The sequence below is a fragment of the Kocuria sabuli genome (assembly GCF_040981185.1).
In the GTDB taxonomy this organism is placed as follows: domain Bacteria; phylum Actinomycetota; class Actinomycetes; order Actinomycetales; family Micrococcaceae; genus Kocuria; species Kocuria sabuli.
In genome coordinates this window covers 72,889-94,449 of record NZ_JAVHZE010000010.1, presented here as the reverse complement: position 1 = coordinate 94,449, position 21,561 = coordinate 72,889, and the positions used below count along the sequence as shown (strand labels likewise).

Annotated in this window: 21 protein-coding genes; 19 read left to right on the top strand and 2 right to left on the bottom strand. The window is 74.0% G+C overall.

Translation table 11 applies throughout. The features are described from left to right. Positions 1-76 precede the first annotated feature (76 nt). Entirely contained in the window at positions 77-676 is a 600-nt protein-coding gene (locus RE027_RS11365) for a hypothetical protein (RefSeq protein WP_368808380.1), read from the bottom strand. A 56-nt stretch (positions 677-732) separates the two neighbouring features. Between RE027_RS11365 and dtd the strand changes: the two genes are divergently transcribed. Next, positions 733-1,185, top strand: a complete 453-nt coding sequence (gene dtd, locus RE027_RS11360) for a D-aminoacyl-tRNA deacylase (RefSeq protein WP_368808379.1) — start codon at positions 733-735, stop codon at positions 1,183-1,185. Positions 1,186-1,219: 34 nt separating this feature from the next. After that, a complete protein-coding gene (locus RE027_RS11355) occupies positions 1,220-2,737 on the top strand; it encodes a replication-associated recombination protein A (protein WP_368808378.1) in 1,518 nt (505 codons plus the stop codon). 12 nt (positions 2,738-2,749) lie between these two features. On the opposite strand, the gene RE027_RS11350 is transcribed toward RE027_RS11355, so the two are convergent. Continuing rightward, on the bottom strand, positions 2,750-3,706 hold the full coding sequence (locus RE027_RS11350; RefSeq protein WP_368808377.1) for a sugar-binding transcriptional regulator: 957 nt from the start codon (positions 3,704-3,706) through the stop codon (positions 2,750-2,752). Between the two features lie 116 nt (positions 3,707-3,822). Between RE027_RS11350 and RE027_RS11345 the strand changes: the two genes are divergently transcribed. The 17 genes from RE027_RS11345 (at position 3,823) to RE027_RS11265 (ending at position 21,488) form a co-directional block, all read left to right on the top strand. Continuing rightward, the gene (locus tag RE027_RS11345) at positions 3,823-5,571 is read left to right on the top strand and encodes a glycerol-3-phosphate dehydrogenase/oxidase (protein ID WP_368808376.1); all 1,749 of its coding nucleotides are present in this window, start codon (positions 3,823-3,825) and stop codon (positions 5,569-5,571) included. A 100-nt stretch (positions 5,572-5,671) separates the two neighbouring features. Beyond that, positions 5,672-6,469: an MIP/aquaporin family protein gene (locus RE027_RS11340; RefSeq protein ID WP_368808414.1), complete on the top strand. Its 798-nt coding sequence runs from the start codon at positions 5,672-5,674 to the stop codon at positions 6,467-6,469. Positions 6,470-6,528: 59 nt separating this feature from the next. Further along, positions 6,529-8,052, top strand: coding sequence for a glycerol kinase GlpK (gene glpK / locus RE027_RS11335; RefSeq protein ID WP_368808375.1), 1,524 nt, complete (start codon positions 6,529-6,531; stop codon positions 8,050-8,052). 325 nt (positions 8,053-8,377) lie between these two features. After that, positions 8,378-9,010 carry a 30S ribosomal protein S4 gene (rpsD, locus tag RE027_RS11330; RefSeq protein ID WP_047803317.1) on the top strand — a complete coding sequence of 211 codons (633 nt, stop codon included), beginning with the start codon at positions 8,378-8,380 and terminating at the stop codon, positions 9,008-9,010. 194 nt (positions 9,011-9,204) lie between these two features. Then, positions 9,205-9,660: a DUF948 domain-containing protein gene (locus RE027_RS11325; protein ID WP_368808374.1), complete on the top strand. Its 456-nt coding sequence runs from the start codon at positions 9,205-9,207 to the stop codon at positions 9,658-9,660. Beyond that, positions 9,657-10,028, top strand: coding sequence for a hypothetical protein (locus tag RE027_RS11320; protein WP_368808373.1), 372 nt, complete (start codon positions 9,657-9,659; stop codon positions 10,026-10,028). Before RE027_RS11325 ends, RE027_RS11320 begins: the two co-directional genes overlap by 4 nt. Next, positions 10,028-12,724 (top strand): alanine--tRNA ligase, encoded by a 2,697-nt coding sequence (gene alaS, locus RE027_RS11315; protein ID WP_368808372.1) that lies wholly within the window; start codon positions 10,028-10,030, stop codon positions 12,722-12,724. The genes RE027_RS11320 and alaS overlap by 1 nt, the downstream gene beginning before the upstream one ends. Then, the gene (ruvX, locus tag RE027_RS11310) at positions 12,721-13,395 is read left to right on the top strand and encodes a Holliday junction resolvase RuvX (RefSeq protein WP_368808371.1); all 675 of its coding nucleotides are present in this window, start codon (positions 12,721-12,723) and stop codon (positions 13,393-13,395) included. The genes alaS and ruvX overlap by 4 nt, the downstream gene beginning before the upstream one ends. Continuing rightward, positions 13,392-14,621 carry an endolytic transglycosylase MltG gene (locus tag RE027_RS11305; protein WP_368808370.1) on the top strand — a complete coding sequence of 410 codons (1,230 nt, stop codon included), beginning with the start codon at positions 13,392-13,394 and terminating at the stop codon, positions 14,619-14,621. Before ruvX ends, RE027_RS11305 begins: the two co-directional genes overlap by 4 nt. Further along, positions 14,591-15,505, top strand: a complete 915-nt coding sequence (locus RE027_RS11300; RefSeq protein WP_368808369.1) for a shikimate dehydrogenase — start codon at positions 14,591-14,593, stop codon at positions 15,503-15,505. The genes RE027_RS11305 and RE027_RS11300 overlap by 31 nt, the downstream gene beginning before the upstream one ends. 64 nt (positions 15,506-15,569) lie before the next feature. Beyond that, positions 15,570-16,862 carry a chorismate synthase gene (gene aroC, locus RE027_RS11295; protein ID WP_368808368.1) on the top strand — a complete coding sequence of 431 codons (1,293 nt, stop codon included), beginning with the start codon at positions 15,570-15,572 and terminating at the stop codon, positions 16,860-16,862. Next, a complete protein-coding gene (locus RE027_RS11290; RefSeq protein ID WP_368808367.1) occupies positions 16,859-17,467 on the top strand; it encodes a shikimate kinase in 609 nt (202 codons plus the stop codon). The genes aroC and RE027_RS11290 overlap by 4 nt, the downstream gene beginning before the upstream one ends. After that, positions 17,464-18,579: a 3-dehydroquinate synthase gene (gene aroB / locus RE027_RS11285; RefSeq protein ID WP_368808366.1), complete on the top strand. Its 1,116-nt coding sequence runs from the start codon at positions 17,464-17,466 to the stop codon at positions 18,577-18,579. Before RE027_RS11290 ends, aroB begins: the two co-directional genes overlap by 4 nt. Before the next feature lie 77 nt (positions 18,580-18,656). Further along, positions 18,657-19,220 carry an elongation factor P gene (gene efp, locus RE027_RS11280; protein ID WP_368808365.1) on the top strand — a complete coding sequence of 188 codons (564 nt, stop codon included), beginning with the start codon at positions 18,657-18,659 and terminating at the stop codon, positions 19,218-19,220. Then, the gene (gene nusB / locus RE027_RS11275) at positions 19,217-19,627 is read left to right on the top strand and encodes a transcription antitermination factor NusB (RefSeq protein WP_368808364.1); all 411 of its coding nucleotides are present in this window, start codon (positions 19,217-19,219) and stop codon (positions 19,625-19,627) included. The genes efp and nusB overlap by 4 nt, the downstream gene beginning before the upstream one ends. A 126-nt stretch (positions 19,628-19,753) precedes the next feature. Beyond that, a complete protein-coding gene (locus tag RE027_RS11270) occupies positions 19,754-20,707 on the top strand; it encodes an ABC transporter ATP-binding protein (RefSeq protein WP_368808363.1) in 954 nt (317 codons plus the stop codon). After that, on the top strand, positions 20,697-21,488 hold the full coding sequence (locus RE027_RS11265; RefSeq protein WP_368808362.1) for an ABC transporter permease: 792 nt from the start codon (positions 20,697-20,699) through the stop codon (positions 21,486-21,488). The genes RE027_RS11270 and RE027_RS11265 overlap by 11 nt, the downstream gene beginning before the upstream one ends. The last annotated feature ends 73 nt before the right edge of the window (positions 21,489-21,561 follow it).

Genomic DNA, 21,561 nt, shown 5'->3' with positions numbered 1-21,561 from the left:
TCGGTCACGCGGGCCCTTCCTGTCGCGCGGCCGCGCCGCCGTGGTGGGCGCGGTGGGCCCGGCCGGGGCACCGGGTTCAGCGGAGCGGGCCGGTGACGGCCGTGTGGGCCAGGCCGATCAGCACGCCGATGAGGGCCCCGGCCGCCGCCTGCGCCGGGGTGTGGTCGCCGGTGCGCACCCGGGAGAGGGCCACCGCGGCGGGGACCGGCGCGGCGAGCAGGGCGGCCCCGGGGAACGTCAGGGCGCCGAGGGCCACGGCCCAGCACGCCGCCATCGCCACGTGGGCGGAGACCTTCCACCACAGCGTCACGACCAGCAGCACCAGGAGGCCCAGCAGCACGAACGCGGTGGTCACCGGCACCAGGGGCGGAGCCCCCAGCCGCAGCCCGGCCGCCGCCACGAGGGCGGTGAGCACGCCCGTGGCGGCGTAGACGGGCAGCCGCTGCGCGCGGGAGCGCACGAAGTGCCCGTCCACCCGGCCGCGGCGGGCCAGGACCCGCAGGACGAGCATCGGCAGGGACGCGACGAGCACCGCCGTCCCGAGCCCCCACGCCGCCCCCGTCCAGTCCGCGGCCGACCAGCCGGCGAGCACCAGGAGGGACAGCACCAGCGGGGCGGGGGCGAACAGCTCCGCCACCAGGGCGTCGGCCCGTGCCGTGGTGACCGCGGATGCCATGGCACGAGCGTATCCGAGGGCCCGCTCCCGGACGCCCGTGTGGTGGACTGGGACCCATGCGCATCGTCCTGCAGCGGGTGGCCCGTGCCGCCGTGACCGTCGAGGGCTCCGTGGTGGGCCGGATCGAGCGACCGGGCCTGGTGGCCCTCGTGGGTGTCACCCACGACGACGACGCCGCGACGGCGGCGAAGCTGGCCGAGCGCACCTGGCACCTGCGGCTGCTCGCTGGCGAGCGGTCGTGCTCGGAGCTCGGCGCCCCGGTGCTGGCGATCAGCCAGTTCACCCTCTACGGCGACGCCCGCCGGGGCCGGCGCCCCTCGTGGTCCGCGGCCGCACCGGGACCGGTCTCGGAGCCGCTGTTCGAGGCCTACGTGCAGGCGCTGCGGGAGCTCGGCGCGCACGTGGAGACCGGCCGGTTCGGGGCCACGATGCAGGTGGAGCTCGTCAACGACGGGCCGGTCACCCTGGTCCTGGACAGCGCGGAGCTGGGCCGGCCCCGGAGGTCCTAGGCCGCGTCCCCGCGCCGGGGACTAGCCTGGAGCCGTGACCGGCTCCCTCTTCGACGACCTCGACGCCCCCGGCCCGGACCGCGATCCCGGTGCGCCGCGCGGCGGCCCCCCGTCCCGCCCCGGCCGGTCCCGCCCCGGCCGGTCCCGGCGCGGCCGGTCCCCGCTCGCGGTGCGGATGCGCCCGCGCACCCTCGACGAGATCGTCGGCCAGCAGCACCTGCTCAGGCCCGGGTCCCCGCTGCGGGTGCTGGCGGGGGAGGACCGCGGCCCGGCCGGGCCGTCGTCGATCATCCTCTGGGGACCCCCGGGCACGGGCAAGACCACCCTGGCCCACGTCATCGCCCGGGGGGTGTCCCGGAAGTTCGTGGAGCTCTCCGCGATCACCGCCGGGGTCAAGGACGTGCGAAAGGTGATGGACGAGGCACTGACCGACCGGGACCTGCACGGGCGCACCACCGTGCTGTTCCTCGACGAGATCCACCGCTTCACCAAGGCCCAGCAGGACGCCCTGCTGCCCGGGGTGGAGAACCAGTGGGTGGTGCTGGTCGCGGCCACCACGGAGAACCCGTCGTTCTCCGTGATCTCGCCCCTGCTCTCGCGCTCGCTGCTGCTGACCCTGCAGCCGCTGCAGCGCGCCGACATCGCGGGGCTGCTCGATCGCGCCGTCGTCGACCCCCGGGGGCTCAACGGCGAGGTGGAGCTGTCCGCGCCGGCCCGTGAGCACCTCCTGGACCTGTGCGGCGGGGACGCCCGCAAGGCGCTGACCTCCCTGGAGGCGGCCGCGGGAGCCGCCTTCTCGGAGCGGACCCGGGCGCCGGAGGAGGACCAGGGGCCGGAGACCGCCGGGGCGCCGGAGGACGACCGGGCGCCGGAGGACGACCGGGCGCCGGAGCGGGAGGACGCGGCCCCGGGCGTCCCCGTGATCACCCGCGAGCACGCGGAGGAGGCCCTGGACCGGGCGGCCGTGCGCTACGACAAGAACGGGGACCAGCACTACGACGTGGTCAGCGCGTTCATCAAGTCGATCCGCGGCTCCGACGTCGACGCCGCGATGCACTACCTCGCCCGGATGCTCGAGGCGGGGGAGGACCCCCGGTTCATCGCCCGGCGGCTCATCATCTCCGCCTCCGAGGACATCGGGACGGCCGACCCGACGGCGCTGCAGACCGCGGTGGCCGCCGCCGACGCCGTCCAGCTCATCGGCATGCCCGAGGGCCGGATCCCCCTGGCCCAGGCGGTCGCCCACCTCGCCACGGCGCCGAAGTCCAACGCCGCCTACACGGCGATCAACGAGGCGATCGCCGACGTCCGCGCCGGCCGGGCCGGGCCCGTGCCGCCGCACCTGCGCGACGCCCACTACCCGGGGGCCGGCCAGCTCGGCCACGGCCGGGACTACGTGTCCTCCCACGACGAGCCCACCGGGGTGGCCGCTCAGCAGTACCCGCCGGACGAGCTCGTCGGCACCGACTACTACCGGCCCGTCGACCGGGGCCGGGAGCGCCAGATCGGCCAGCAGTTGGAGCTGCTGCGCGGCATCGTGCGCGGCCGGTGAGCGCAGGAGCGCTCAGCGGCCGAAGAGGTGGCGCACCACCGAGGCCGCGGTGCGCTCGTCGATCACCAGGTCCGTGACCACGCCGGCCCGCAGGGCGCCCACCACGCCCGGCACCTTGTGGTCCCCGGCCACCACGCACAGCCGGCGCGGGATCCGGCGCAGCTCCATGGGCGTGGGCCCGCTGGCCCGGCGGTTGAGGTCGAGGTCGGCGTAGCTCCCGTCCTCCCGCAGGAACACCGTGCACACGTCCCCCACCACCCGCTGCGCCACCAGCTCGCGGAAGGCCTCGTCCGGGAGGTAGCCGTTGCTGTAGACCTGGGAGATCATCGGCCCGCGGAAGGCCCCGACGCTGAACACCGCCAGGTCCGCGCCGTTGCGCGCCGCCAGGACCCGGCGCACCGAGGACTCCTGCCACATGAGGGTGCGGGTCTCCTCGTTGTCGAAGAACGCCGGGGTGGGGAAGGGCATCAGCGCGGCCCCGAACGCCGTCGACATCCGGCCCAGCAGCGCCGAGGACTGCGCCGCCCCGGGGGAGCGGGCGCTGACCGCGCCGTTCATCTGCACCACGACGGCGTCGCGCGTGGCCTTGGGCTGGAGGTGCCCGGCGATCGCGGAGGTCGTGGTGCCCCACGCGACCGCCAGCGTCATCCCGTCCCCGAACCACTCGCCGAGCAGCCCCGCGGCCGAGCGCGCCACCGACTCGAGCCGCTGCGGATCCGTGGGGCCGCGGGGGGTACCCGTCACGTGCACCGTGACCCCGAAGGCCTCCCGGAGCCGGTGGGACAGGTCGTGTCCCGCGTCCGGGGGAGCCGAGAGGCTGATCCGCACGATCCCCCGGTCCCGCGCCGCCTGCAGCATCCGCGAGACCGTCGGGCGCGAGACGCCGAACCGGTCCGCCACCGCCTCCATCGTCATGCCCTGCACGTAGTACAGCTCCGCCGCGTGGTGGAGCTCGGCATCATCGTGCACGGTTGCAACCTCCTCCTGCACGTCCGTTCATTCCATTTGAGCATAGGTGCAATCCGCACCAGAGTGTGAGACAGACCACACGACGCGTCCGCACCCGCCACGAAAGGCTCCCCACCATGGCCCACCCCTCCCTCTCCAGCACCGAGCGGGACCGAGCGCTCGCCGAGTTCTCCGACGGTCCCGAGCTCGACGTCCTCGTCGTCGGAGGCGGCATCACCGGCGCCGGCATCGCCCTCGACGCCGTCACCCGCGGCCTGCGCACCGGCATCGTCGAGGCCCAGGACTGGGCCGGCGGGACCTCCCAGTGGTCCTCCAAGCTCGTGCACGGCGGCCTGCGCTACCTCCAGCAGCTCGACTTCAAGCTGGTCTCCGAGGCGCTGCGGGAGCGCGAGCTGCTGCTCGACTTCCTCGCCCCGCACCTCGTCAAGCCCGTGCCCTTCCTCTACCCGCTGACCCACCGCTTCTGGGAGCGGCCCTACGTCACCGCCGGGATCGGCCTCTACGACGCCCTGGCCCACCTCGGCGCCAAGGTCGCGACCCTGCCCTACCAGCGCCACTACGGCTTCAAGGGCGTGCAGCGGGTCTTCCCCGACGTCAAGCCCGGCTCCATGGTCGGCGCCGTCCAGTACTGGGACGGGCAGGTCGACGACGCCCGCCTCGTCCTGACGATCGTGCGCACCGCAGTGCGCTACGGCGCGCTCGCCGCGAACCGCACGCAGGCGGTCGCCTTCCCGAAGGACGGGTCCGGCCGCGTCGTCGGGGCGACCGTCCGCGACCTCGAGACGGGCGAGGAGCGCACGGTGCGGGCGAAGACCGTGATCGCCGCCACCGGGGTGTGGACCGAGCAGACCCAGGACCTCGCCGCCGCGGAGGGCGGGCTGAAGGTGCTCGCCTCCAAGGGCATCCACATCATCGTGCCCCGGGACCGGATCCGCGGCGAGAAGGGGCTGATCCTGCAGACCGAGAAGTCGGTGCTGTTCATCATCCCGTGGGCGCGGTACTGGATCATCGGCACCACCGACACCCCCTACCACCAGGACCTCGTCAACCCGGTGGCCACCGCGGAGGACATCGACTACGTCATCGACCACGCCAACGTGGTCCTGGACCGACCGCTCACCCGCGCGGACGTCATCGGCACGTACGCCGGGCTGCGGCCGCTGCTCCAGCCGGGGACCAAGAAGGGCGAGGGGGACGCGCAGTCCACGAAGATCTCCCGCGAGCACACCGTCACCGAGGTCGCCCCCGGGCTGATCTCGATCGCCGGCGGCAAGCTCACCACCTACCGGGTGATGGCCGAGGACGCCGTGGACCTGGCCCTGGGCGAGGAGCGGGCCAAGGCCGTGCCCTCGGTCACCGACCGCACGCCGCTGCTGGGCGCCGAGGGCTACCTCGCCCTGCGCCGGCAGGCCGGTGCGCTGGGCGCCCGCCACGACTGGAGCGAGGAGCGGGTGCAGCACCTGCTCGGCCGCTACGGGTCGGCGGTCTCCGAGCTCGTCGAGCTCGTCGAGGAGCGTCCCGACCTGGCCCGCCCGCTCGAGGGCGCGCCGGCGTACCTGCGGGCCGAGATCGTGCACGCCTGCACGCACGAGGGCGCGCTGCACCTGGAGGACCTCTACGACACCCGCACCCGGCTCACGTGGGAGCAGGAGCGCCACGGGCTCGACGCCGTCGAGGAGATCGCCGACCTCGCCGCCGAGTCCCTCGGCTGGGACGGGCGCCGGCGCGCCGCCGAGGTCGAGGCCTACCGGGCCCGCTGCCAGGCGGAGGACGCCGCCGCCGCCGCCCACGACGAGACCTCGGCCGCCGCCGCCCGGGCCGCCGCCCCCGACGTGCTCGAGCTCGTGCGCCCGGCCGACGGCTGAGCCGCCCACCGGAGACCACCTCCCGCTCCACCCCGGCCCGCCCCCGACGGGCAGGCCGGTCCGCCCCGTCCGCCCCACCCGAGGAGTCGCAGTGCTGACCATGTCCAACGTCCTGGCCCAGACCGTGGTGCCGTCCGTCCCCATCCCGCTGTCCACCGTCTTCTGGTCCGAGGTGGCCGGCACCGCGATGCTGCTGCTGCTCGGCTGCGGCGTCGTCGCCAACGCCGTGCTGCCGCGGACGAAGGGCCTCGGCGGCGGGTTCCTGATGATCAACTTCGGCTGGGGCCTCGCCGTGTTCGCCGGCGTGTTCGTGGCCTACCAGTCCGGGGCCCACATCAACCCCGCCGTGACCGTGGGCCTGTGGGCCAGCGGGTCCGAGGAGTACGCCCCCGGCGTGGCCATCACCCCGGTCAGCACGCTCGTCTACTTCGCCGGCGAGCTCCTCGGCGGCATCCTGGGCGCGGTCGTGGCGTTCCTGGCCTACAAGAAGCACTTCGACGAGGACATCGAGGGCGAGGAGGTCCTCGGGGAGACCAAGCTCGCCGTGTTCTCGACCGGGCCCGCGGTGCGCTCCTACGGCTGGAACGTGGTCACCGAGGTGATCGGCACGTTCGTCCTCGTCGCGGTGATCCTGCTCTTCGGCAACACCCCCTCCCAGCTCGGCCCGCTGGCCGTGGCCCTGCTCGTCGTCGGCATCGGCGCGAGCCTCGGCGGGCCGACGGGCTACGCCATCAACCCCGCCCGTGACCTCGGGCCCCGCATCGCCCACGCCCTCCTGCCGATCCGCGGCAAGGGCAGCAGCGACTGGGGCTACGCCTGGGTCCCGGTCGTGGGCCCGGTCCTCGGCGCCCTGCTCGCCGGCGGCTTCTACCAGCTCTACTCGAACCCGCCGGCCTGAGGCCGCGCGCCCGCACCCGTCCGACCCGCAGCACACCACCACGAAGCGAGGTACCACCGATGAGCACCGAACCGCAGCACGTCATGGCCATCGACCAGGGCACCACCAGCACCCGGGCGATCATCTTCGACCACCAGGGCTCGATCGTCAGCACGGGCCAGCTCGAGCACGAGCAGATCTTCCCGCGCGCCGGCTGGGTCGAGCACGACCCGATGGAGATCTGGCGCAACGTCCGCAAGGTCGTCGCGGACGCCGAGGCCTCCGCCGAGATCAACGCCCGGGATCTGGCCGCCGTGGGCATCACCAACCAGCGCGAGACCACCGTGGTCTGGGACCGCACCACCGGGCAGCCCGTCTACAACGCCATCGTCTGGCAGGACACCCGGACCCAGAAGATCGTCGAGGAGCTCGGCGGGGACGTCGGCGCGGACCGGTACAAGGACCGCGTGGGCCTGCCCCTGGCCAGCTACTTCTCGGGCCCGAAGGTCAAGTGGATCCTGGACAACGTGGACGGGGCGCGGGAGCGCGCCGAGCGCGGCGACCTGCTCATGGGCAACACCGACTCCTGGCTGGTGTGGAACATGACCGGCGGCGTGGACGGCGGGGTGCACGTCACCGACGTCACCAACGCCTCGCGCACCATGCTCATGAACCTCGAGACCCTCGACTGGAACGAGGAGATCTGCGCCGACATGGGCATCCCCACGTCGATGCTGCCCGAGATCCGCTCCTCCTCCGAGGTCTACGGCAAGGGCCGCACCCGCGGGTTCCTCAAGGACGTGCCGATCGCCGGCATCCTGGGCGACCAGCAGGCCGCGATGTTCGGGCAGGCCTGCTTCGAGAAGGGCATGGGCAAGAACACCTACGGCACGGGCAGCTTCGTGCTGATGAACGTGGGCACCGAGGTGGTGCACTCGGAGAACGGCCTGCTGAGCACCGTGTGCTACAAGATCGGCGACCAGGACGCCGTCTACGCCCTGGAGGGCTCGATCGCGGTGACCGGCTCCCTGGTCCAGTGGCTGCGGGACAACCTGGGGATCCTCTCCTCCGCACCGGAGGTCGAGTCGCTGGCCCGCTCGGTCGAGAACAACGGCGGGGCCTACTTCGTCCCGGCCTTCAGCGGCCTGTTCGCCCCCTACTGGCGCTCGGACGCCCGCGGCGCCCTCGTGGGCCTGACCCGCTACGTCAACAAGGGGCACATCGCCCGGGCCGCGCTCGAGGCCACGGCCTACCAGTCCCGGGAGGTGGTCGAGGCGATGAACGCCGACGCCGGGGTGGACATCACCGAGCTCAAGGTCGACGGCGGCATGACCGCCAACGAGCTGCTCATGCAGTTCCAGGCGGACCAGCTCGGCGTGCCCGTCATCCGCCCGAGGGTCACGGAGACCACGGCCCTCGGCGCCGCCTACGCCGCGGGCATCGCCGTGGGCTTCTGGTCCGGGACGGAGGAGGTCACCGCGAACTGGGCCGAGGACCGGCGCTGGACCCCGCAGGTGGACGAGGCCGAGCGCGGACGGCTGTTCCGCAACTGGCAGAAGGCCGTCACGAAGACCTTCGACTGGGTCGACGAGGACGTCGACTGACACCGCCGCACCCCGCGAGGACCGGAGCGCCGCCCGTGCCGCACGGGCGGCGCTCCGGCGCGCGGGGCACCGGGGCGCGCGCCGGTCCCGCGCACGCTATACTGGACTGTCGGCCGGCAAGGCCCGTGCTCCCGCACGTCCGGCGCACCGCCTCAACCACGGTGCGCGGCGCGTGGCCACGGCGCTTGCAGGAACACAAGGATTGCGGCTGATCCTCACCTCTCCGGCGGGACCGTTCCCGTCCTCGGAGGCCGGACCGTACAGAACACGCTCCCCCCGCACCGCACGCCGGACGGGGGAGAGCACCGCATTGTGAAAGGTAAACGTGGCTAACAACACGCGTGCGCGCCGTCAGGTGCGCAAGTCCCGCGCCCTCGGGATCGCCCTGACCCCGAAGGCCGAGAAGTACTTCGAACGCCGTCCCTACGGCCCCGGTGAGCACGGTCGTGCCCGCCGCAAGGCCGACTCGGACTACGCCGTCCGTCTGCGCGAGAAGCAGCGTCTCCGCGCGCAGTACAACATCCGCGAGAAGCAGATGCACATCGCCTACGTCGAGGCCAAGCGCCAGGAGGGCCAGACCGGTGAGAACCTGGTCGCCCTGCTCGAGTCCCGCCTCGACGCCCTGGTGCTGCGCTCCGGCTTCGCCCGCACCATGGCCCAGGCCCGCCAGATGGTCGTGCACCGCCACATCATGGTGGACGGCCAGCGGGTGGACCGCCCCTCCTACAGCGTGAAGGAGGGCCAGCTGATCCACGTGCACCCCAAGTCGGAGAAGATGGCGCCCTTCCAGGTCGCAGCCGCCGGCGCCCACCAGGCCGTGCTGCCCGACACCCCGGGCTACCTCGACGTGTCGATCGAGAAGCTGCAGGCCAAGCTGGTGCGCAAGCCCAAGCGCGCCGAGGTCCCCGTGACCTGCGAGGAGCAGCTCGTGGTGGAGTACTACGCCCGCATGGCCTGATCCCTGCGGGCTCCTGTCCCGGCCCCGCCGGGACAGGGCCTCACCGGCGGAGAGCCCGCGGCGCCAGCGCCGCGGGCTCTTCCCGTTCGGTACAGTTGATCCCCGGGCACCGCGCCGGTGCCCCTCGCCGCACGCCCGGGGCGGCCTTCCGCCCCGGCCCCCTCGGACCCGACCAGCAAGGAGCGCGCCGCCCCATGACCGGTGGAGAAATCGCAGGACTGCTCGCCGCGGGGGTGTTCGCCGTACTGGTGCTCCTGCTCGCCGTGCCGATCCTCAAGCTCGGCAAGGTCTTCGACGAGCTGCGGCTGACGATCCGCTCGCTCAACAACGAGACCGTCCCCCTCATCGACGAGGTCACCCGCACCGTGTCGACCACGAACTCGCAGCTCGAGAAGGTGGACGGGATCACGACCAACGTCTCCGACGCGTCCGCGAACGTCTCGGCGCTGTCCTCCCTGGTCGCCTCCACGGTGGGCCAGCCGCTGATCAAGGTCGCGGCGTTCTCCCACGGGGTGCGCCGCGCGTTCACCGGCGACGCCGCCCCGCAGGGCTCGCACCGGGCCGACCGCTTCGGGGCCGACGACGAGACCGGCGGCGCCCCGGGAGCCGGCGGTCCGGGCGGCCACGAACCGGGGGAGGACCGGCCATGAGCTTCTGGGGCAAGCTCGCCCTCGTGGCCGCCGGCGGCCTCCTCGGCGCCGCCGCCACCCGGATCCCCCGCGCCCCGGGCCAGGACCTCTCGGTGCCCGGTGCGGCCCGGCCGGCGCGCACCCCCCGGGCCGGCGACTGGCGCTCCCGGCTCTACCGCTTCGCGGCCACCGTCCGGGCGGGGATGGACGAGCGCGAGGCCGAGCTGCGCGAGTCCTTCGGCGTGCGCGCCCCCGGGTCGCCGTCCCCCCGCCTGACCGCCCGCACGGCCTCGCCGCAGGTGCTCGACGGCACCGCGACCCCCCGCGGGGACCGTTCCCCGGCGGACCCCACCGACCCCTCGACCGACCGCGAAGGAAAGCACCGGTAATGCTGTCTCAGGAAATCGCCAAGCGCTGGCTGGACTACTTCGAAGGCCAGGGCCACACCGTGGTGCCCTCCGCCTCCCTGGTCTCCTCCCAGCCCGGTGCCATGTTCACGATCGCCGGCATGGTGCCGTTCATCCCGTACTTCCTCGGCCAGGAGACGGCCCCCTACAAGCGGGCCACCTCCATCCAGAAGTGCATCCGCACCCTGGACATCGAGGAGGTCGGCAAGACGGCCCGCCACGGCACGTTCTTCCAGATGGCCGGCAACTTCTCCTTCGGCGACTACTTCAAGGAGCGCGCCATCCCCATGGCGTGGGAGCTGCTCACCGGCCCCCTCCAGCAGGGCGGCTTCGGTCTCGACCCCGACCGCCTGTGGGTGACCGTCTACGAGGGCGACGAGGAGTCCTACGCCCTGTGGAAGGACACGGTGGGCGTGCCCGCCGAGCGGATCCAGCGGATGGGCCGCGACGAGAACTACTGGGACACCGGCCAGCCCGGCCCCGCGGGCCCGGACTCCGAGATCTTCTACGACCGCGGCCCCCACTACGGCCGGGAGGGCGGCCCGGCGGTCGACGACGACCGCTACATCGAGATCTGGAACCTCGTCTTCATGCAGTACCAGCGCGGCGAGGGCTCCGGCAAGGACTACGAGATCCTCGGCGACCTGCCGGAGCAGAACATCGACACCGGCCTGGGCGTCGAGCGCCTGGCCATGCTCCTGCAGGGCGTCGAGAACTTCTACGAGACCGACCAGGTCCGGCCGGTCCTCGACCGGGCGGCCGAGCTGTCCGGGAGGCGCTACCACGGGTCCGAGAAGCCCGGTGAGGAGGGCTACGACGACGACGTGCGGATGCGCGTGGTCGCCGACCACGTCCGCTCCTCGCTGATGCTCATCGCCGACGGCGTCAGCCCGTCCAACGAGGGCCGCGGCTACATCCTGCGCCGCCTGCTGCGCCGGGCGATCCGCGCGATGCGCCTCATGGGCGTCACCGATCCCTGCCTGCCCGTGCTGCTCCCGGCCTCCCGGGACGCCATGCAGGGCGTCTACCCCTACGTGGCCGACGACTTCGAGCGGATCTCCCGGATCGCCTACGCCGAGGAGAAGGCGTTCCTGAAGACCATCGAGTCCGGCACCACCCGGCTCAACGAGGCCGTGGCCGGCGCGAAGCGGCAGGACCAGGCCGTCTCCGGGGCCGAGGCGTTCGCCCTGCACGACACCTACGGCTTCCCGATCGACCTGACCCTCGAGATGGCCGCCGAGGCCGGGGTCGCCGTCGACGAGACCGCCTTCCGCGGGCTCATGGAGGAGCAGCGCAGCCGCGCCCAGCAGGACGCCCGGGCCAAGAAGGGCGCCCACGCCGACCTCTCGGTGTTCCGCCGGCTGGTCGACGAGGGCGGCTCCGTGTTCACCGGCTACGAGCGGCTGCGCGGCGAGACCGTGCTGCGCGCCCTGCTGCAGGACGGCGTGACCGTGCCGGCCGCGCCGGCGGGGACCGCCGTCGAGGTCGTCCTCGACGAGACCCCCTTCTACGCCGAGTCCGGCGGTCAGGCGGCGGACCGGGGCACGATCACCGGCGACGGGTTCGTCCTCGAGGTCACCGACGTGCAGCAGCCCGTGAAGGGCCTGTCCGTGCACCAGGCGGTCGTGCGCGAGGGCGAGGCCGTCGCCGGCGCCACGGTGCACGCGCAGGTGGACGTCGCCCGGCGGCGCGCCGGGGAGATGGCCCACTCCGGCACCCACGTCGTCCACGCGGCCCTGCACGACATCCTCGGGCCGGAGGCCGTGCAGCGCGGGTCCTTCAACAAGGAGGGCTACCTGCGCTTCGACTTCGCCTGGGGGGAGGGCCTGAGCGAGGCCCAGCGCCAGGAGATCGAGGAGGTCTCCAACGCCGCGATCCACGACAACCACGAGGTCGTCACCCAGGAGATGCCCCTCGCCGAGGCCAAGGCCATGGGCGCGACGTCGCTGTTCGGCGAGAAGTACGGGGACCGGGTGCGGGTCGTCGAGATGAACGGACCCTGGTCGCGCGAGCTGTGCGGCGGCACCCACGTGGGTGCGACCGCCCAGATCGGCTCGCTGACCCTGCTCACCGAGCAGTCCGTGGGCTCGGGCAACCGCCGCGTCGAGGCGCTGGTGGGCCTGGACTCCTTCCGCCACCTGGCCGCCGAGCGCACCCTGGTGCACCAGCTCACCGACATGCTCAAGGTGCAGAGCTCCGCCGAGCTGCCGGAGCGGCTGGCCGCCACCCTCGACAAGCTCAGGTCCGCGGAGAAGGAGCTCGCCGGCCTGCGCCGCGAGAAGCTCCAGGCCCAGGCCGGCGCTCTGCTGCAGAACGCCCGCGAGATCGGCCCGGTCACCGCGCTCGTGCACGACGCCGGTGAGGTCGCCGGCGCCGACGACGTCCGCGCCCTCGCCCTCGACCTGCGCGGTCGCCTCGGCCAGGCCGCCGCGGTGGTCGCCGTGGCCGGTGTGGCCAAGGGCCGCCCGCTGGTGCTGGTCGCCACCACGGAGGGTGCCCGCGCGGCCGGCGTCAAGGCCGGCCGGCTCGTGCGCACCGCCGCCCAGGTCCTCGGCGGCGGCGGCGGCGGCAAGGACGACATCGCCCAGGGCGGCGGGCAGGACGCCTCGCAGATCGGGGCGGCCCTCGACGCGGTGCTGGCGGACGTCACCCGCACGACGGGCGGCGCCGCCGCGTGAGCGACGCCTACGTCCGGGGCCGCAGGATCGGGGTCGACGTCGGCCTCGTCCGCGTGGGGGTCGCCCTCGGCGACCCCGACGGGATCCTCGCGACCCCGCTGACGACCCTGCGCCGCGACCCCCAGAAGGGCTTCGACGTGAAGCTCCTGGCCGGACTGGTCCGGGAGCACGGCGCCGTCGCGGTCTACGTCGGCCTGCCCCGCAGCCTGGACGGCGGGCAGAACGCCTCCACCGTGATGGCCCAGGACTACGCCGCCGCCCTCGTGCGGCGGCTGCGGGCCAAGGGCTGGGACGTGCCGGTGCGCCTGGTCGACGAACGGCTGAGCACCGTGGACGCCCACCGGTCCCTGCTCGAGGCCGGGGTCTCCCGCCGCAAGCACATGGACAAGGTCGACCAGGTGGCCGCGGCGACCATCCTGCAGAGCGCCCTGGACCGGGCCAAGGCCACCGGCGCGGAGCCCGGGGCGCCGGTCGACCCGCCTGCCCTCGGCCCGGCCGCGCCCGCGGTCGCGCATAATGGGGGAGACCTCGACGCGGACGGTCCCGTCGCGGAGCACCGCGGAGGCCCCGCCACCGACTCCCGGGGCCCCGCCGAGGACACCGCCGGACCGCCCGACCGGGCGCGGCCTGCACCGTTGACGACCACCGATCCGGACGGAGAGCATTCGTGAGCGACGACCCGTACGACCAGTCGGCGCCCCGGCGCCCCGAGGCACCCCGCGAGTCCTCCGGCGGCTCCGGGGGCCTGGGGAGCCTGTTGGACGCCCCGTCGTCGCGGGAGCCCTCCACGGGCCTGCGCGGCGTCTTCGAGCACGAGGAGCTGACCCCCGAGCAGATGAAACGGCGGCGGCGCCGCGGCCGGGTCTCCCTGACCACGGCCATCGCCCTGTTCCTGCTGGCCGGGCTGATCACCGTGTCCGTGCTGAGCTCCACCTTCGGCTGGTTCGAGGTGCGCGACTACCGCGGCGAGGGCGAGGACCCGGTAACCTTCTCCGTGGCCGAGGGCGCCACCACCGGGCAGGTCGCCGTCGCCCTCGAGCAGCAGGGGGTCGTCGCCGACGCCGAGACCTTCCTGGAGAGCTTCCAGGAGGAGCACGCCGGGGACTTCATCCAGCCGGGCGAGTACGAGCTGCGCACGGAGATGAGCTCGGAGGCGGCCGTCGGGGCCCTCATGGAGGAGGACGAGGCCACCCACTACGCAGCCGTCGCCCAGACCCTGCGGATGTCCGACGTGTTCGGCATCCTCAGCGAGTCCACCGGCATCCCCGTGGAGGAGTTCGAGGCCCTCGAGGAGGACACCGGCGCCTTCGGGATCCCCGCCCGCTTCCCGACCCTCGAGGGCTGGCTGCACCCGGGCGAGTACCGGTTCCCGTTGGACGCCACGGCCGAGCAGGTCCTGCAGACCATGGTCGACCGCACCCGCGCGACCCTCGACGACAACGGCATCACCGACGAGGAGCAGATCTTCGAGGTGCTCACCATCGGCTCGATCATCGAGTTCGAGGTCCAGCCCGAGCACTACGACATCGTGGCCGGGGCCATCGAGAACCGGCTCGAGAACCCCGAGGGCGAGACCTCCGGGTTCATCCAGTCCGACGCGTCCGTGACCTACGGCCTCGGCCGGAAGAGCTACGACTTCTCGGAGGAGGAGCGCCGCGACGAGTCCAACCGGTACAACACCTTCGCCAACCCGGGCCTGCCGGTGGGCCCGATCGGCTCCCCGGGGGACGCCGCCATCGTGGCCGCCGCCGACCCGCAGGACAACGACTACTACTTCTGGGTGACCGTGGACCTGGAGACGGGCGAAACGAAGTTCGCCGAGACCTACGCCCAGCACCTCGAGTACGTGGAGGAGTACAACCAGTGGTGCAGCGAGAACGAGGGCCGGTGCGGGTGAGCCCCGCCCGCGCGGCCGTGGTCGGCCACCCCATCGGCCACTCGCGCTCCCCGGACCTGCACCGCGCCGCGTACGCCGTCCTCGGCGAGGACATCGACTACGGCGCCCACGACCTCGTCGAGGAGCAGCTCCCGGCGTTCCTCGACGCCCGGCGCGGCGACCCCGCCTGGCGGGGGCTGTCGGTGACGATGCCCCTGAAGTCGGTGGCCGCCGAGTGCGCCGACGAGCGCACCGGGCTGGGCGAGGCCGTGGGCGTGGTCAACACCCTGGTCTTCCGCCCGGACGGCACGCTGTTGGGCCACAACACGGACGTCGCCGGGATCGTGGGCGCGGTGCGGGCCGCGGGCGCGGTGCCCGGGACCCCCCGCGTCGCGGTGCTGGGCGGGGGAGGCACGGCCACGGCCGCCGTCGCCGCCGCCGGCGGCCTGGGCGCCCCCGCGGTCGACGTCTTCGTGCGCTCGGCCGCCCGCGCCGGGCGCACGGCCGAGGCGGGACGCCGGCTCGGGGTGCCCGTGCGGCTGCGGGCCTGGGACGAGGCACCGGGAGCGCTGCCGGGCTACGACGTCGTCGTCTCGACCCTGCCCCCGCACGGGGCGGACGAGCTCGCCGAGCGCGCGGCCGCGCTCGCCCCGGCCACCACGGGCGTCCTCCTGGACGCCGCCTACGACCCGTGGCCGTCGGCGCTCGCCCGGGCCTGGACGCGGGCCGGGGGAGCCGTGGCCCCGGGAATCGATATGCTGATCTTCCAGGCGGTCGATCAGATCCGCCTCTTCACCGGTCGCGGCCCGGGCGAACCCCTGCCCCGCGAGCAGGACGTGATCGCCGCGCTGTGCACGGCGGTGGGGCGGCCCGTCCGCGTCGTCCCGTCCCCACCCCGCACCTGAAACCTGTCGGCAGGACGCCCCCGGGCGGTCCCTGCCGCCGAGACCACGAACGGAAAGAGTTGCTATGTTGCGTTGGCTCACGGCCGGCGAGTCCCACGGCGAGGCGCTCGTCGGGATCATCGAGGGCGTTCCGGCGGGGGTCTCCCTCACCAGCCAGGACGTCCGGAACGCCCTGGCCCGCCGTCGGCTCGGCTACGGGCGCGGGGCCCGCATGAAGTTCGAGCAGGACGAGGTGCGCCTGCTCGCAGGGGTGCGCCACGGCGTGACCCAGGGCGGGCCGGTGGCGATCGAGATCGCCAACACCGAGTGGCCCAAGTGGCGCGACGTCATGTCCGCCGACCCCGTGGACCCGGAGGTCCTCGAGGGACGCGCGCGCAACGCCCCCCTGACCCGCCCCCGCCCCGGCCACGCCGACCTCACCGGCATGCAGAAGTACGGCTTCGACGAGGCCCGCCCCGTCCTGGAGCGCGCCAGCGCCCGGGAGACCGCCACGCGGGTCGCCCTGGGCGCGGTGGCCGCGAAGATCCTCGAGGCCCTGGGCGTGCAGCTGGTGTCCCACACGACCGCGGTGGGCGCGGTCAGCGCCCCCGTGGACACACCCCGGCCGCTGCCCGCGGACGTGGCCGCCCTCGACGCCGATCCGCTGCGCTGCTACGACACCGCGACCGCGGAGGCGATGGTGGCCGCCGTGGACGCCGCGCACCGGGAGGGCGAGACCCTCGGCGGCGTCGTCGAGGTCCTCGCCTACGGCCTGCCGCCGGGACTGGGCTCCTACGTGCACTGGGACCGCCGGCTGGACTCGCGCCTGGCGGGCGCGCTGATGGGCATCCAGGCCATCAAGGGCGTGGAGGTCGGCGACGGCTTCCTGACGGCCGCCCGGCCCGGCTCCGCGGCCCACGACGAGATCGCCCGCGGCGCCGACGGCGTCGTGCGCCGGGTGAGCAACCGGGCCGGCGGGATCGAGGGCGGCATGTCCATCGGCGACGTGCTGCGCGTGCGCGCGGCCATGAAGCCCATCGCCACCGTCCCCAGGGCCCTGCGCACGGTGGACGTCGCCACCGGCGAGGCCGCCCGCGCCCACCACCAGCGCTCCGACGTCTGCGCCGTGCCCGCCGCCGGGGTCGTGGCCGAGGCGATGGTCGCCCTCGTGCTCGCGGACGCCGTGACGGAGAAGTTCGGCGGGGACTCCATCGCCGAGACCGCCCGGAACAAGGACGCCTACCTCGCCGCGATCCCGGACTCCCTCGCCTCCGCCGGCGAGCTCGGGGCCTTCGACGACGACGCGGCGGCCACGGCCGGCGACCACATGGGCGACCCGCTGGTCGCGCCGGCGGACGGCGGGGAGGCCCGGGCGTGAACCACCGGGACCCCGCCACCGGCGACCCCCGCACGGGCCCGCAGCGGCCCGTGGTGCTGATCGGGCCCATGGCCGCCGGCAAGTCCTTCCTCGCCCGGCACATGTCCACGGCCTACGGCTACGACTTCGTGGACACCGACCAGGTGATCGTCTCCCGGCACGGGGTGATCTCCGAGATCTTCGCGCAGCACGGCGAGGAGCACTTCCGGGACCTCGAGGCCGCCACCGTCGCGGAGCTCCTGCGCGACCCCGGTCACGCCCACGCGATCGTCTCCGTGGGCGGCGGCGCCCCGATAATCCCTTCGGTCCGGGAGCTGCTGCGGCACGAGCTCGTCGCCTACCTCAAGGTGGACGCCGCGACGGTGCTGCCGCGGATCAGCGGCAACCGGACCCGGCCCATGCTCCCGCCCGACCCCGCCCGGCGCTGGCAGGAGCTGCTGGACGCCCGCCGCGCCTGCTACGAGGAGCTCGCCGACATCACCCTCGACGGCACCCGCGGCCGGCCCGTCGCGGAGCTGGGCGCCGACCTCGAGGCGCAGATCGCCCGTCTGCGCTCCCGGCCCCCCGGGAGCGCCCCCGACCACCCCCAGGAGGCCCAGGCATGAGCGAGCCCGCTCCCGGCACCGTCACGACCATCCCCGTCACCGGCACCGGACCGGCCGACGACTACGACGTCCTCGTCGGCCACGGCCTGCTCGGCGAGGCCGCGCGCCTGCTCGGCGACCGGGTCCAGCGCGTGCTCGTCATCCACCCGCGGGCGCTGCGCAGCACCGGCGACGTGGTGATGGAGGAGCTGCGCACCCAGGGCTACCAGGCGTTCACCGCCGAGATCCCGGACGCCGAGGAGGGCAAGCACATCCAGGTGGCGTCCTTCTGCTGGCAGGTCCTCGGCCAGAACGACTTCACCCGCTCCGACGCGATCGTCTCCGTGGGCGGGGGAGCGGTCTCCGACCTCGCCGGCTTCGTGGCCGCGACCTGGCTGCGCGGGGTGCGCGTGGTGCACGTGCCCACGACGCTGCTGGGCATGGTCGACGCCGCCGTCGGCGGCAAGACCGGGATCAACACCGCCGAGGGCAAGAACCTCGTGGGCGCCTTCCACCCGCCCGCGGCCGTGCTGTGCGACCTCGACACGCTCCGGACCCTGCCCGAGAACGAGCTGCTCACGGGCATGGCCGAGGTGGTCAAGTGCGGCTTCATCGCCGACGAGCGGATCCTCGAGCTGATCGAGGCGAACCCGGAGGCGGTGCGCGACTCGCAGTCCGCCGTGGTCCGCGAGCTCGTGGAGCGCGCGATCCGGGTGAAGGCCGAGGTCGTCTCCGGCGACCTGCGCGAGGCCGGGCGCCGCGAGATGCTCAACTACGGGCACACTCTGGGCCACGCCATCGAGCACAACGAGCGCTACCAGTGGCGCCACGGCGCGGCGGTGTCGGTCGGGATGGTCTTCGCCGCCGAGCTCGCCCGGACCGCCGGCACCCTCGCCGACGACGTCGTCGAGCGCCACCGCAGCATCCTCGGCGGCCTCGGGCTGCCCACCACGTACCGGTGGGACCAGTGGCCGCGGCTGCTGGAGGTCATGAAGCGGGACAAGAAGACCCGGGGCAACCTGCTGCGCTTCGTGGTGCTGCACGCCGTGGCCCGGCCGCGGATCCTCGAGGTCCCGGACCAGGCGATCCTCTTCGCGACCTACCAGGAGATCGCCGAGGGCGCGCCCAGCTAGACTGGTCCGCGGTCCGGGGCGACACCCTCCGACCCCACCGACCTGCCGACGACGCAGACAGACTAGAGAGAGAACCTGTGGCTACCACCAACGACATCAAGAACGGCACCGTGCTCAAGCTCGAGGGCAACCTGTGGAACGTCATCGAGTTCCAGCACGTGAAGCCGGGCAAGGGCGGGGCGTTCGTGCGCACGAAGATGCGCAACATCACCTCCGGCAAGGTGGTCGACAAGACCTTCAACGCGGGCGCCAAGATCGAGACCGCCACCGTGGACCGCAGCGAGTACCAGTACCTGTACCAGGACGGCGCCGACTACGTCTTCATGGACAACAAGAACTACGACCAGATCACCGTCCCCGGCGAGGTCGTGGGCGACGCCGCCAACTTCATGCTCGAGAACATCAACGCGACCATCGCGATGCACGAGGGCTCCCCGCTCTACATCGAGCTGCCCGCGTCCGTGGTGCTGGAGATCACCTACACCGAGCCGGGCCTGCAGGGCGACCGCTCCACCGGCGGCACCAAGCCCGCCACCGTGGAGACCGGCTACCAGATCCAGGTGCCCCTGTTCCTCGAGCAGGGCACGAAGGTCAAGGTCGACACCCGCACGGGTGACTACCTGGGCCGCGTCAACGAGTGAGCGCCCGGGGCAAGGCGCGCCGCCGCGCCGTGGAGATCCTGTTCGAGGCCGAGCAGCGCGGGGAGGACGCCCGCGAGGTCATGGAGCGGCGCCGGCTGCACAGCGAGGCGCTCGTCTCCCCGTACGCCGAGGAGCTGGTGCTCGGGGTGACGATGCGCCGCGGTGAGCTCGACGAGTACCTCGAGACCTACTCCCAGGGCTGGACGCTCGAGCGGATGCCCGCCGTGGACCGCAACGTCCTGCGCGTGGGCGCCTGGGAGCTGCTGTTCAACGACGACGTCCCGGACGGCGTCGCCGTGGCCGAGTCCGTCGGCCTCGCGAAGGACCTCGGCGGGGACGACTCGCCGCGCTTCGTCAACGGCCTGCTGGGCCGGCTGCAGCAGATGAAGCCCACCCTGCTCGGCTGAGCCCGCGCCGATCCGCACCCCGTCCCGCCCGAGCACCGGGCCGGGCGGGGTGTCCGTCGTCGTGGCCCTGCCGGGACCGGGGCGCGGGCGCTACGATCCTGGCAGGACGAGCACGGGGAGGCCCCGATGACAGCTCCGGCACTGCGCCTGCGGGGCGTCTCGAAGCACTACGGTCCCGTGCGCGCCGTGCACGCGGTGGACCTGGAGGTCGGGACGGGGGAGATCTACGCGCTGCTGGGCCTCAACGGCGCCGGGAAGACGACCCTGATGCGGATGGTCCTGGGCATGGTCCGGCCCGGTGCGGGCTCGATCGCCGTCCTGGGCCGCGGGCCCCGCGACCGCTCGACCCGGGCGCAGGTGGGCTACCTGGTGGCGGCGGCCGCCGCCTATCCGGAGCTGACCGTGCGCGAGAACCTGGAGGTCGCCCGGCGGCTGCGCCGGGTGCGCACGTCGGCCGCGGTCCCGGACGCGGTGGAGCTGTTCGGTCTCGGCGAGTACGCCGACCGCCGCGCCCGCGACCTCTCCCAGGGCAACCGGCAGCGGCTGGCCCTGGCCCGGGCGATGCTGCACCGCCCCGCGCTGCTCGTGCTCGACGAGCCGGTCAACGGGCTGGACCCGGCCGGCGTGGCGGAGGTCCGGGCCCTCCTCGGGGACCTCGCCCGCGAGCACGGCACCACGGTGCTGCTCTCCAGCCACCTGCTGGGCGAGGTCGCCCGCCTGGCCACCCGGATCGGCGTGCTGCACCGCGGCCGGCTGCTGGAGGAGTTCCCCGCGCGGGACCTGCCGGAGCGGGTGCGGCACCACCTGGAGCTGACCACCCGCGACGACGACCGGGCCGTGGCGGTCCTGGCGGCCGCGGGGTTCCCCGCCCACCGCCGGGCGGGCGCGGTCGTGCTGACGGGGGAGCGGGCGGCGCGCCGCCCGGACGACGTGGCCACCGCGCTGGTGCGGGGCGGGGTCGCCCCCACGGGCCTCACGGTGGTCCGGGAGGACCTCGAGGGCTACTTCCTGCGCCTGGTGCGCCCGCCGGCCGGGCAGGTCCCGGCGCCCGGGCCGCAGGAGCGCGCCCGTGACCGGTGACCTCGCCGCCGCCGTGCACGCGGAGACCCTGAAGCTGCGCCGGTCCCGGGTGCCGTGGGCCACCGCGGCCGCGATGGTGCTGGCCGCGCTGGTCGGGGCGTTCTTCATGTTCGTCCTGCAGGACGTCGGCCGCGCCCGCACCCTGGGGCTGCTCGGGGCCAAGGCGCAGCTGGCGGGCGGCACCGCCGACTGGCCCGGGTACTTCTCCCTGGCCGCCCAGACGGTCGCCGTGGGCGGGCTGCTCGTCTTCGGCACCGCGGCGATCTGGCTCTTCGGCCGGGAGTTCTCGGACCGCACCGCCACCGACCTGCTGGCCGTGCCCACGTCCCGCACGGCGGTGGTGCTGGCCAAGCTGCTCCTGGGCCTCGCGTGGTGCGCGCTGCTGACCCTGCTCCTCGTCGCGCTCGTGCTCGTCCTGGGCGCGCTGCTGGACCTGCCCGGGTGGTCCGCGGCGACGGCCGTCCGCGGCACCGGGACCGTGCTGGGCACCGGCCTGCTCACCGCCGGCCTGGCCGCCTCCTACGGCCTGGCCGCCAGTGTGGGACGGGGCTACCTCCCCGCCGTCGGCGTGCTGTTCCTCACCGTCCTCCTGGCCCAGGTGCTCGCCGCCGTGGGCCACGGCGAGTGGTTCCCGTGGGCGGTGCCCGCCCTCCTCGCCGGGGCCGCGGGGCCCGACCGGGCCGACGTCGGCTGGGCCGGGGCCGCCGGCGTGGTGCTCGTGGCCCTCGGCTCGGCGGCCGCCACCGCGCTCTGGTGGGAGCGGGCCGACCACAGCGCCTAGACCACGGCCCCTGGACCACGGCGCCCCGTCCGGCACCCGCCCGCGCGGGCGGGCCCGGCCGCTGTGCTACTTT